The organism is Moorena sp. SIO4A1 (assembly GCF_010672065.1).
Classification (GTDB): Bacteria; Cyanobacteriota; Cyanobacteriia; order Cyanobacteriales; family Coleofasciculaceae; genus Moorena.
This window is the reverse complement of sequence record NZ_JAAHHX010000110.1, coordinates 1-12927: the sequence shown is the minus strand read 5'-3', so window position 1 is coordinate 12927 and position 12927 is coordinate 1. Positions and strand designations below refer to the sequence as shown.

Here is a 12927-nt window from a genome sequence, read left to right as displayed (position 1 = left end):
GAGGGGAATTGGCAGCAGGTCAAATCTTGATTGAGCCATTAGCTGTTGCTCGTTTGGATAATAACCCCGATACTCCTGAAAATGGCAGAAGTCAGTTTTATTTACAAGGCGGTTTGTGATTAGAGGGAGTAGGGAGTAGGGAGTAGGGAGTAGGGAGTAGGGAATAGGGAGTAGGGAATATGGCATCAAAAATTATCACAATTGATTTAGGATACCTAAAGTAGGAAGTAGGAATTTAAACCTGTTAATTTTCCTTAATTAACAGGTTTGGTGTTTAAATTTATCCTATTCTATAGCTAGATTATCCTTGAAAATTGCAACTAGATAGCGATTAGCATCCTGTCAATAATGATAAGTAAAAACAAGGATATGCTAACCAAAATTAGGGGTTGTTTAGAGATAGCAATTTGGCGATAATTTGATTAGTAACATTGCACAAAAAAGATACAATCTACTGCTTTATTGGCAATAATCAATAACTCAGTTTGAATCCCAACTGCTCTATTCCCTATTCCCTATTCCCTACTCCCTACTCCCTACTCCCTATTCCCTATTCCCTATTCCCTGTTCCCTATTCCCTTCCGTATAAATATGACATCCCACTACAATTCCCCTGGCCTAACCACATTAGCCTATCGAGTTAGCACCCATGGCACCAGTTTCCAACGGATGCTAGCAGGTCTGCGTACTGAAACGGCTTCCCCAAATGACTCAGACCAAGGTAACCGACCTCTGGCTACTCTCAATACCAGCCACCGAGATGACCCTGCGATCGCATTTCTGGATAGCTTAGCTACTGTTGTTGATGTACTTAGCTTCTACCAAGAACGGATTGCTAATGAAGGGTATCTCAACACAGCTACTGAACGGCTCTCGGTTCTGGAATTAACTCGCACTATCGGCTACGAGCTCAATCCTGGTGTTGCGGCTAGTACTTTCCTAGCTTTCACCGTTGACGATACCCCTGGTACGACTAGCGTTGCTACAGTTCCCAAAGGAACCAAAGTTCAAAGTGTTCCAGGACAAGGGGAACTACCTCAGACCTTTGAAACCATTGAGGAGATTGAAGCGAGAGCACAATGGAATGCCCTGACACCTTATCGACCTTTGGTCAAACAAACCCAGTCAATTAGTGGTAACACTACCGAACTATTCCTAGAAGGCATCAATACCCAACTCCAACCTGGTAATTTACTGATACTGATCGACCCGTCTGCAGCAGCATCCAATCAAAGTCATTTTCTGACCTTACAAACCGTTGAACCCAATACTCAAGACGGTTACACCAAAGTTACTTGGTCCCCAGCACCAGACCAACCCAGCATCGAATCCCCCCAAGTCTTTGCCTTTCGACAGCAAATTAACCTATTTGGTAGCAATGCTCCCGATTGGAAAGAGTTACCAGATGATACCAAGCGTAAGTATAGTGCGATCGCAGGTGGTATTTTTTACTCTACCGATCGCGGAAACAATTGGAATTCCGTGTCTACAGGTCTATTGAAAAATGCTGATATCCGAGCTTTGGCTACCTGGCAAGATGTGGTTTTTGCTGGCACTCATAAGGGGATTTTTTACTCTACCGATGGTGGTCAGGAATGGATTCCCATTAACCAAGGATTGACCAATACAGATATTCATGCCCTGACGATTAACGCTCAAGGCCATCTGTTTGCTGGAGCCACTGGTGGTAATGTGTTTCGCTCCACTGATGGCGGGGAAAGCTGGGTAACCATTGGCACTGGGTCTCTGACTATTGTTGAACATCGCATTCCCGCCACAGCAGAGGGTTCGGAAAGTTGGACTCCTGTGAATACCAGCTTGCCCAATACGGTTGTGCGATCGCTATTTACTTACTCTTCTTATTACTCTTCCTCTTCCGAATCGTCTTTCTCTGAACAAACTATCCTGGCCGGAACTGAAGATGGAGTTTTTCGCTCTACCGATAGCGGCAAAAGCTGGATACCGGTGAATACCGGTTTGCCAAATACGGATACCAATACTGGCTTAACTAGTACTGTTGTCTATTCCCTAATCACTGCCGTAATCAATAATGTAAATTACCTGTTTGCTGGCACAGACCAGGGAGTGTTTCGCTCCACTAATAATGGGGATAGCTGGGAAGTAGTGAATACAAACTTGCCTACTATCATAATAACCACAGGGGAAAGAACAACAGAAGTTATTAATACAGTAGTCTATTCCTTGGTTACCTATGAGCGCGATGGCACCACTTACCTATTTGCTGGCACAAACCAAGGGGTGTTTCGCTTCAATAATGATCGGAATAACTGGCAATCCGTTAATACAGGTTTGCCGATTACACCAGAGAGAACAGATGTAATCGATATCCTAATCTATTCCCTAGTTGCTGATACTAGTAATAATCCCCACTATCTGTTTGCAGCCACAAACAGGGGTGTATTTCGCTACGAGGAACCCCAAATTCCTGAGAATAACTGGATGCTGATCAATTCGGGCTTCACCAGTAATGATGTTCGGTGTATTATAACCTATCAAAACAACACTATTATAGCTGGCTCCAAATTTACTGGCTTAGTGGCAACAGAATGGCCTGGTTTTACCATTCAAAACAACCATATTGATCTTGATGCTACTTACTCCACTATATTAGTAAGCAGTTGGATAGTGCTGATGCACTCAAGCCGCAAACAACTATACAAAATTAATCAGGTAACTACTGTAGCACGGGATGATTTCCTACAGAGTGGAAAAATCACTCGCCTTGAGTTGGATTCAAATCAGAATCTGGCCGAGTTTGGTTCAGAGCGCTTCCGTGAAACAGTGGTTTTCGCTCAAAGTGAACAGTTAGCGCTGTTTGAGCCAGCAATTCAAGAAAATCTTCCCCTTGAAGGTGATCAAATTGAGTTGGAGCAATTGATAGAAGGGCTAGAGACCGGAAAAACACTTGTTGTCAGTGGTAAGAAGGATCCAAGTCAAATTACTCAAACCACTACGGTCGATGAGGAAACTATTAATGAGGTAGTTGTGATTAAATCTATCTCTAGCTCTATCTCTAGCAACCAACAACGCTCTACTCTCACCCTGACTCAGTCACTCCAAAACCGTTACGACCGCACCACAGTAACCATTAATGCTAATGTTGCTCAGGCTACTCATGGTGAAACAGTGGTGGATGAAGTGCTTGGTAGTGGTGATGGTACCTTAGGAAATCAGAAGTTTGTACTCCAGAAGCCTCCTTTAACCTACATTTCTGCTAGTAGCTCTAGCGGTAGTGAAACCACTTTGGAGGTAAGGGTCAATAATATAGTGTGGGAAGAAGTGCGATCGCTTTATGGTTTAGATGACCGCCGCCAAGCCTACATTGTCCGTATTGATGATAATGGCAACACTAACATTACCTTTGGGGATGGACAAAGCGGTGCTCGTCTACCCACAGGAGATGAAAATATTACCGCCACCTATCGCAGTGGTATCGGCTTGGATGGGGAAGTAGGGGCTGGGAGTCTTACTGTTCTGCAAACCAGACCCTTGGGAATTGTAGATGTTACTAATCCCCTAACCGCCATCGGAGCAGCTTCTCCAGAAACCCGTGACCAAGCTCGGTCTCAAGCTCCTGTCAATATTTTGCCCATGGAGCGCATTGTCTCAGTGCAAGATTTTGAGACATTTACCCGTAGCTTTGCTGGTATTGGTAAAGCCAAGGTAGCTACTTTAGAGATTGGGCAAAACTTACCCTTGATTCACCTTACCATTGCAGACCGTAATGGCAATCAAGTCAGCCCTGATTCTATATTATATACTAATCTGGTCAATGGAATTAATGCTGCTCGTGACCCAGCTCAGCAGCGCCGTCTGGCGGTAGCGTCTAAGGTTGAAATTGATAGTTATGAAGCCCTTTACTTTAATCTTCAAGCAGGGATATGGGTGGATTCTCGTTATCGCAGCGATCTGGTTTTATCTGAGGTTAAAACACTATTAGTGTCTGCTTTTGCCTTTGAACAGCGTACCTTTGGTCAAGGGGTAACAGCGGCAGAAGTAACAGCATTAATTCAGGCCGTTGATGGCGTAGAAGCGGTTAATTTAGAAGCACTATATTTAACTGGAACGACTCAGGAGCTGAAGTCATCCTTAGAAGCGCGTTTAGCTATTTGGAATAGTGAGACTAAACAGGCTCTACCGGCTCAGTTGTTATTGCTTAATTCTCAGGATGGAGTTAGTTTACATTTGGTTTAAAGGGAGCAGGGAGTAGGGAGTAGGGAATAGGGAATAGGGAACAGGGAACAGGGAACAGGGAAAAAATTCGGCGTTGCTTAATAATGGAATGATTTTAAGCGTTTTGTGGAACGGGCATCTTGCCCGTTTCCTGCCATAGCCCATAAGCTGATAGCTGAATGCTTAGATTACAAGTCAAAATCCTCTGGATTTATCCCTTCAGCGTGAGTGCTTAAAACTATAGGTCAATGGTATGGGACTCAGAGCTATTGAGAGAGTTAAAGGAGTTAACCACACCACAGTGATAACTGGGATTAAAAAAGTGGGATAATTATTGCCAGATGCCTAGGAAGCACAAGGAATTCCCGAGGTAGGAGAACTCGATCAATTAGAAACATTTGTCAAGTAAAAAAAAACAAATCTGGCTATGGACAGCGGTAGAGCACTTTCAAAAAGGTATTTTGGGATTGGTTTTGGGAGATCATAGTCCGATATATTGCTCATTCATTATCTAAAATTATGAGATGTTATAGTTCCTTATGCTTAGGAATATTCTGTACGTAAGCGTAAGCATTTATTTGGAATCATACTTCAATTCAGCAACGCAAAAAAAAGACCCATGATCGGGTCTAGAAACAATATAGTTAGAAGCCCATCAGACTATTGAGCTTCCCAAAAATATTTGTGAATAAATTATAGTGTTAGTTTTTCCCCATAAATGAAGAGCAACTACTAAATAGATGAACCTGACAATCACAAATTATTAGAATAATAATAATGAATCGCGAAAGAGATCAGGATTATCGATTTGACTAGCCTGAACTCCAACTACAACCGCTAGAAGGTCACCGTTACCAATTATTTCAGTTCCTTGGTTAGTATCAGAAAATTCCAAGCTCCCAAAATCTAAGTCTTGGCCTACAAAGAATGGGAGTAGAACAAATTTAGCTTGACTAAGATCAAAATTATAGATAGTATCATACCCCTGCCCTGCAGTTAAAATGACTTCAGCAGCACCGGTTCCTAAAAAGACTTGGTCTAGACCCTCGCCACCAAAAATTCTATCGTCTCCACCATTACCAAAAATAATATCATCGCCATCGCCACCAGCAATAATCTCTCGGTCTGAAGATCCCGTTAAAGTATCATTTCCTCCAGCAAAATCAATAAGGATATCAAAGCCATCATTGCTACCGTTGCCATTTATTACATCATCACCAGCACCGCCAAAAATTGTATCAGCTTGGGAACCACCATTGATTTGGTCATTTCCAGCATCACCGAAAATCAAATCATTGCCACCATTGCCATTAAGCTGGTCATCACCAGAACCACCTTCGATGGAATCATTGCCAGAGCCACCATTGATTTGATCATTGCCAGCACCACCTAAAAGAGTATCATTGCCACCATTGCCATTAAGCTGGTCATCACCAGAACCACCTTCGATGGAATCATTGCCAGAACCACCATTGATTTGATCATTGCCAGCACCACCTAAAAGAGTATCATACCCGCCGTTACCATTAATCTGGTCATCACCAGGAGTACCCTCAAGCAAATCATTCCCTGGTGTTCCATTGATGATATTAGTCATGTTTATTTTCCTTGATAGTAAATACTATCCTTGATCACTAAAACAATTATCCCATAAAAAATATTGTTTAAATCCCGAACATAAAAGTTCAGTAATTTGTCTGATTAACTACAGATTATTGACTATCAAAATGCTTAAATTATTACAATAATAAACAAAGTCATTGACTAGACAAGGGGTTTTAAATTATCTTAGTGCTATCCGGTAAATATACTTTAATGAGAGAATAAAAGTCCAAGTATTAGTGGTCAAATAATGTTATTGACTACGGGTGTAAAAGCACAATACCCTATCGGTATCCAAAGGCGTTCCCGTAGGGTCTCTGTAGGAGAATCCCAGCCATCAAAAAGATAGATCTAACCGCAGTCCTAGTCATTACAAAAAAAAAAGACCCATCATCGGGTCTAGAAACAATAATATAGTTAGAAGCCCATCAGACTATTGAGCTTCCCAAAAATATTTGTGAATAACTTATATTGTTAGTTTTTCCCCATAAATGAAGAGCAACTACTAAATAGATGAAGCTGACAATCACAAATTATTCGAATAATAATATTGAATCGCGAAAGAGATCAGGATTATCGATTTGACTAGCCTGAACTCCAACGACAACCGCTAGAAGGTCACCGTTACCAATTATTTCAGTTCCTTGGTTAGTATCAGAAAATTCCAAGCTCCCAAAATCTAAGTCTTGGCCTACAAAGAATGGGAGTAGAACAAATTTAGCTTGACTAAGATCAAAATTATAGATAGTATCATACCCCTCCCCTGTAGTTAAAATGACTTCAGCAGCACCGGTTCCTAAAAAGACTTGGTCTAGACCCTCGCCACCAAAAATTCTATCGTCTCCACCATTACCAAAAATAATATCATCGCCATCGCCACCAGCAATAAGCTCTCGGTCTGAAGATCCCGTTAAAGTATCATTTCCTCCATCAAAATCAAAAAGGAGCTCACCGCCATCATTGCTACCGTTGCCATTTATTACATCATCACCAGCACCGCCAACAATAAAATCAGCTTGGGAACCACCATTGATTTGGTCATTTCCAGCATCACCGAAAATCAAATCATTGCCACCATTGCCATTAAGCTGGTCATCACCATCATTACCTTCGATGGAATCATTGCCAGAACCACCATTGATTTGATCATTGCCAGCAAGACCTAAAAGAGTATCATCTCCACCGTTACCATTAATCTGGTCATCACCAGGAGTACCCTCAAGCAAATCATTCCCTGGTGTTCCATTGATGATATTAGTCATGTTTATTTTCCTTGATAGTAAATACTATCCTTGATAACTAAAAAAATTATCCCATAAAAAATATTGTTTAAATCTCGAACATAAAAGTTCAGTAATTTGTATGATTAACTACAGATTATTGACTATCAAAATGCTTAATATCATACAATAATCAACAAAGTCATTGACTAGACAATGGTTTTTAAATTATCTTAGTGGTATCCGGTAAATATACTTTAATGAGAGAATAAAAGTTCAAGTCTTAGTGGTCAGATGATGTTATTGACTCCGATCATTTTAAACTTATTGGGCAAAGACACCACTACCACAAACATGCCCTTGCCCTAGAATTAACCACCATCCCTAACATCAAGAGTAATCTCAGCAGTGATCACCCGGTCCGTCTGCGAGACAATCTTCACCCGTCTAACCCGACCAGCATAGGGCGTTCGCGTAGCGGCGACCTAGGAGAATCGCACAACACTCAACTCCGCCAGCTCCTTCTCCACCTCCTGAGACTGCTTCACCAAGGATGCCAGCTGGTACTGCTGCCGTTGTAAATTAGTCTGATATTTGATCATCTCCAAAGAATGCCGGTAAATCTGTTGTTGGTAACGAGTTTTAGCAGCATTTATAGCAGTCGAAGCAAATCTTAGGACATACTAGTCAGAAAGTAAAGTATTGTTAATCAATTAATTAAATGCCAGTTCCTTACAGTTACGATTTAAGAACAAAAGTCATGGGCGCTATTGACGATGGCATGGGAAAAACTGAAGCTAGTCATCTCTTCAAAATTAGCCGAAATACAATTGACCTCTGGTTAAAAAAGAGAAAGTAAACAAGAGATTATAGGGCAAAAGAGGGTTATCAAAAGGGATATATTTCTAAAATAGCTGATTTGGATAAATTTCGGTAATTTGTCCCGTGCTCATGGTAGCTTAACTCAGAATAAAATGGCAGAAGCGTGGTCATAAAAGATTAGTGATAGGACTATAGGTAAAGGCTTTAAAAAAATTGGTTATACCCGAAAAAAAAACTTACGGTTATCGATAAAGAGATGAAGAAAAAAAGCGTTTCGATAAAAAGTTAGTCAAAAGAAGCTGGAACAGTTAGTTTATATAGATGAATCAGGAATGGATAATCGTGAAGACTATGGTTATGGATGGAATGAGAGCGATGCAGTGGCATGACGGGGGTTTCCTCCATGAGGGACTGCATCAATAAAAGGAAAAAGATTTTATGACTTAAAATCAGTAAAAAGAAGTGTAAGAGTCAGGATTATGAGTGGTTTGGTTGAAGGAAAACTGATAGCGCCACTGACTTTTGATGGTTCTTGTAATCCTTCAGTATTTGAGACATGGCTTAAAGATAAATTGATTCCTGAATTAAATCCAGAGGTGCGACAAGGCGCGAGGTTTATTCGCCTATGGAACGCGCACCAAGAGAGGATAAAGAATTAGATAATTAGTTGAAGCAGCGGATTGTGAAATTCACTATTTGCCCCCCTATTCTCCTGATTTAAAGAAAATATAACATTATTGGTTTCCGATTAAAAATCGGGTTATAAAATCAAAAGGTACTATCGAAGATTTTAGATAGAGAGTTGATTTAGCTGTTCAGTTAACGTCCTAATCTATACTTCGACTGCTATAGCAAAGCGCTCGACCTTAGGAGAATACAGTACCAATTCCGAGTCTACTAAGTCAAAGGTAATTCCTAAACGGGGACTAACCCAACCAAGCATCTGGGGGATGGGTTCTAAGGTTTCTGATGAACGCAACCAGCCTTTTAGTTTTGTTCGATTTGGGTCAAAAAGATAGTACTCTTCTACTCCATGGGTCTGGTAAAACTTGAGTTTATCCTCTTCTAATTCTTTGATAGTGTTTGTGTGTGAGGCTATTTCAAAGGTCACCTGGGGATTAAGGTTATCTTCAACCCAGGTTTTGTAAGAAGGCCGATGCCCTTTTGGTCTACCGATAACTACCATGACATCGGGGGCTTGGTTGATTTTTGGTTGTCCTTGTACTGGATACCACAACAAATCCCCGGCGATAAACACATTGGGGTCATCTTTGAATCGAACTTCTAGGCCAAACTTAATGGTGGTAATTAGTTCAAATTGAAGGGTATTGTCCGCCAAGGGCTTACCGTCACTTTCGGGATAAAAAATGTCATCGGTGGTGGGAGTTAGCTGCTGAACCATTGGAAAATTGTTACTTGAGCTGATAAGCCTATTGTAAGCGGTCAGCGGTCAGCGGTCAGCGGTCAGCCGTCAGCGGTCAGCCGTCAGCCGTCAGCCGTCAGCCGTTGGCCTTTGGCACCTCAAGTAGCGTGGGCGTAGCCCATTAGCTATTAGCTAATAGCTAATAACTGATAGCTGATAACTGATAACTGATAGCTGATAGCTGATAGCTTACACCTCAACTTCTTTCCATCCCTCAATCGTAGCCATCAAAATGTTAACTAAAGGATGGTCTATGGCTTCTTTGAAGGCTTCTACTCCTCCTGCTTTCAGGGCATTGATCACTTTGGCTTTTAGGGTTGGGTTATTGTCAATTTGATCAATAACTTCACCTACAAATATCATCTTCTCTTTGTTGGTTGTAGTGGGATTAGTCTGAGATAGTTGGTTTAGGAGTTGCTGAATTTCAGCTGCTGCTTCGTCTAGGCTTTGTTTTTGCTCTGGTGTCAAATTAGTAATTTTAAGTTCTTGTATAGCATTGTCTTTGGCAACAGCAATACTAGGATTAGTAACATTAGGATTATTAGCTTTGCTTTGGTCTATATGAAAACTCTGTGAATTATCTGACATATCACTCTCGGCTTTAGCTCTAACATCAATAATGGTGTAAATAGATCTATTAGCTAGTAGTTGAATAATATTCCATAATTTATTGCTATCCTCACGATAACTTACTATCTGTTCATTTTTATCTTTTAATTCTGCTTTATATTTTTCTAATTCTTTGAGGGCAAGTTCATAGTTTTTCGTGAAGTCACTATGAATCTTTTCTTTATTTGTGTCAGGGGGAACACTTACCTTAACAACAACTACACCATCCCCTTTATTTTCAATACTCTGAATAGCTAGTTCGGTATCTTCATTCTCTACTTGGACTTTTCTGAAAGCTGCAACAAAAGCTTTCCAGTCAACACCGTTTCGGAAAATTAGGTCAACAGTATTTAAGACCTCTTGGAATAGCTTGGTAAATTCTCCTGGTTGAAATTCGCCACTACTTGGACGACGTTCGCGATCGTCTGTTTGATCATGCTTGGTTTTTTCAAGAAGATATACAAATTTACAGTCAACATTTTCAAGCTTGGTGCTACTTTCAGTATTCCACGCTTCTAAACAAGCTCCCGTAAGATAAGCCTGAGTAAAATCAGTACCAACGCAATTAGCTTCAGTTAAATTAGCCCATTCTAAATTAGCCTCTTCTAAAGTGGCTTTGCTAAGATCAGCCAGTTTTAAATTAGCTTTATTTAGATTAGCCATTCTTAAATTTGCACCTCTAAGATTGGCCTTAACATAAGACTTATTGTTACCATCACCACTAACTAATAATTCTCTGACAGCTGTATCAGCTAAGATAGTTTCAACTGGTCTTGCTCGGTCAAGTTTTATAGTATCTCGCCAACACGTACGAGTGAGATTAGCCTCTCGTAAATCTGTACTTTTGAGGATAGCTCCCGTAAAATCAGCATCGGTTAAATCAGCTTGGTGAAAACTTGTACCTCCTATAGCAGCAAAAGCAAGAGCAAGAGTCCGAATCACAACAAATTTTTTATTTTCTTCTAAGGCTTGCCAACTAAAATAAATACACAGTAACCCTAGAGCCACAGCCCAAGTCACAGCGTAAGGCAACCTGTAAATAAACCCTGTAGATAAACCTTTAGACAAAAACCAACTAAGATAAATAGCTATAGCTAAACCCACAATCCAAAATCCGAACAGAACCAGAGTTTTAGTCCGATTGATAGCCCAAGCTCCAGTCACAGCTAAAGTGCCCGATACAACACCAGTCAAACCCCAGAACCCTACCCCAGCTAACTTCCAAGCTGTTTCCTGACCTATATCGAGACCCGTATCCTTAAATACAACAAAAGCCAAAGCCTCACAAATAGCTAAAGTTCCAGCTACAGTTCCAGCGAAAGCTGCTATATCTTTTGTAAAACCACGCCTGATAGTGAGAGTAAAGAAAAGTACTAATACGACAAAGATTACTGTAGCAGGAATAAAAGTATATTTATTAATATATTTAGGGTTCAGAACATTTGAGGCATTCACACCGACTAGCCCAAAGGCTGCCCCTGATAGTCCTGAAAGCAGGCATGATGATGCTATTAAAATAATTGCTATTCTCTTTCGTAATCCCGCCTTGGCCTTACAAAACTTAGTACCTTTTAAAATAGCATTATTAAAGTTTGCCCCTCTAATATCCGCTTCACTAAAATCTACCCCTGAAAGGTCTTCTCCCTGGAATGACTGACCTCTAAGATTTTCCCTTCGGAAATCTCTTTCTCCTGCTTCATATCTTCTCAAGACCTCACTGGCTTCAATTTGCTTGTAACTGTGATTGGAAACTTTGGAAACTATAGTTGGGTTTGATTTATCCTCCTTCTCATTTGTTTGTTTCTGTTCACCTGATCCATCCTTAGTCCGCTTGTGTTCTCTCCAAGCAACAAATACAATGCCGACGAAAAAACTGGCGGTGACTAACCAAGCGGGAGGGTTGCCACCAGCGAACAAGAAGATTACTAGTAAACTAGTAAAAACTTGGGCTGTTTGCCAAAACAAAGAACTCAGACCAGCTTTGGCTTCTTCGTAGAGACTAATTTCTTCGCGTTTAACTGGAGACATACTAACTAGCCTATTGATTCCATCGTAGATGATTAATCAGGTCTTTTAAGAAGCGTTTGACAATCCGACCACTTAAGGTAATACAGGAGCTAAAAGCTAACAGGACAACAACAAGGCAGAAGTAGCGGTTTACTTCCCAAACGTTCCAGGTACCCACACATTGATCAAAGCCTGTAAAATTTTCTTTAGTTATCGACTGAAATATCCAGCCGAAAATAACGTATAGGATGCTAAGACCAATCGCATCCTGAATTGTCAAATAGACATCTCGCCAGAGGTCACCTATTAAAGCTTTCCCAATCTGGTCCAAGGGCTCCCAGATGTTGATCAGGAGTTTATTAGTAAACTTTCCAGGCCATGTTACTAGTCTAGTTGGTGGCTGTGTTGGATCTTGAGTTGCCTTACTGACTGGTTTTCGGGTTATCGGTTCCTGGTCTGTGGTCATGCCAAACCTAGATAGTGTTTTTGAGAAATCTAGCGGACCCTGTCTCTACTTATAGAACATTTACCTAGTTTTGGAGTAATGTCTTGCTTTTAAATTTTGTTAAGGGAAAGTGACCCTTTTACTCCCACCCCTACGAGTTCGTAAAATGCATTAGGGACGAGCTCGCCCTCATTTTCTCGGTATCCAGTGTTGGGACAGTCCGCCTGGGAATTGTAACGGGCAAGATGCCCGTTCCACCAAGATGGCCATTCCACCAAGATGGCCATTCCAGCCACCGGGTCAAACAGCTTTAATGAGATCCACCCCCCACTTCCACCGTTGCGTTGGAATTACCCGAGCAAAAACCAACATCCCCATTCAAACGCGATCGCATAAGCGCGGAAGCTGAGGCCATAGGCCAATCGCCTTTGGCTGCCCGTAGCTGATCCCTAAGCAAAACTTTTCCATGGAAACCAGATTTATTTTAAGCTGACAACTGACAGCTGACAACTGACGGCACCTCAAGTAGCGTGCCCGTAGCGCATATGCTTACTTTTTGATTACTCTGCTTTTTTCCAGGTACATGGATTTAAAATTTAATAGTC

The 12927-nt window shown here is 41.1% G+C and carries 8 protein-coding genes and 3 pseudogenes; 4 read left to right on the top strand and 7 right to left on the bottom strand.

What is annotated here, in order from left to right; translation table 11 throughout:
- Positions 1 to 189: pseudogene (locus tag F6K53_RS33590) on the bottom strand (hypothetical protein); the annotation flags it as partial.
- Between the two features lie 296 nt (positions 190 to 485).
- Between F6K53_RS33590 and F6K53_RS33585 the strand changes: the two are divergent.
- Together F6K53_RS33585 and F6K53_RS33580 are read left to right on the top strand one after the other, a co-directional pair.
- A complete protein-coding gene (locus tag F6K53_RS33585; protein ID WP_293068492.1) occupies positions 486 to 644 on the top strand; it encodes a hypothetical protein in 159 nt (52 codons plus the stop codon).
- Positions 592 to 4215, top strand: a complete 3624-nt coding sequence (locus F6K53_RS33580) for a putative baseplate assembly protein (RefSeq protein WP_293068489.1) — start codon at positions 592 to 594, stop codon at positions 4213 to 4215. The genes F6K53_RS33585 and F6K53_RS33580 overlap by 53 nt, the downstream gene beginning before the upstream one ends.
- On the opposite strand, the gene F6K53_RS33575 is transcribed toward F6K53_RS33580, so the two are convergent.
- Positions 4201 to 4359 (bottom strand): hypothetical protein, encoded by a 159-nt coding sequence (locus F6K53_RS33575; RefSeq protein ID WP_293068486.1) that lies wholly within the window; start codon positions 4357 to 4359, stop codon positions 4201 to 4203. The two genes, F6K53_RS33580 and F6K53_RS33575, sit on opposite strands and share 15 nt — an antisense overlap.
- Before the next feature lie 52 nt (positions 4360 to 4411).
- Here F6K53_RS33575 and F6K53_RS33570 point away from each other — a divergent pair.
- Positions 4412 to 4682, top strand: a pseudogene (locus F6K53_RS33570) (IS1 family transposase); the annotation flags it as partial.
- Positions 4683 to 4957: 275 nt separating this feature from the next.
- Here the strand turns inward: F6K53_RS33570 and F6K53_RS33565 are convergent.
- Together F6K53_RS33565 and F6K53_RS33560 are read right to left on the bottom strand one after the other, a co-directional pair.
- Complete coding sequence (locus F6K53_RS33565; RefSeq protein WP_293068483.1) at positions 4958 to 5791, bottom strand: calcium-binding protein; 834 nt, start codon at positions 5789 to 5791, stop codon at positions 4958 to 4960.
- 538 nt (positions 5792 to 6329) lie between these two features.
- On the bottom strand, positions 6330 to 7058 hold the full coding sequence (locus F6K53_RS33560) for a calcium-binding protein (protein ID WP_293083698.1): 729 nt from the start codon (positions 7056 to 7058) through the stop codon (positions 6330 to 6332).
- 679 nt (positions 7059 to 7737) lie between these two features.
- Here F6K53_RS33560 and F6K53_RS33555 point away from each other — a divergent pair.
- Positions 7738 to 8636 (top strand): annotated as a pseudogene (locus F6K53_RS33555) (transposase).
- Between the two features lie 34 nt (positions 8637 to 8670).
- On the opposite strand, the gene F6K53_RS33550 reads toward F6K53_RS33555, so the two are convergent.
- The 3 genes from F6K53_RS33550 to F6K53_RS33540 form a co-directional block, all read right to left on the bottom strand.
- Positions 8671 to 9240 carry a Uma2 family endonuclease gene (locus F6K53_RS33550; protein ID WP_293020745.1) on the bottom strand — a complete coding sequence of 190 codons (570 nt, stop codon included), beginning with the start codon at positions 9238 to 9240 and terminating at the stop codon, positions 8671 to 8673.
- A 210-nt stretch (positions 9241 to 9450) separates the two neighbouring features.
- A complete protein-coding gene (locus tag F6K53_RS33545) occupies positions 9451 to 11898 on the bottom strand; it encodes a pentapeptide repeat-containing protein (protein WP_293068473.1) in 2448 nt (815 codons plus the stop codon).
- A 10-nt stretch (positions 11899 to 11908) separates the two neighbouring features.
- Positions 11909 to 12343, bottom strand: a complete 435-nt coding sequence (locus F6K53_RS33540; protein WP_293068470.1) for a hypothetical protein — start codon at positions 12341 to 12343, stop codon at positions 11909 to 11911.
- Between the last annotated feature and the right edge of the window lie 584 nt (positions 12344 to 12927).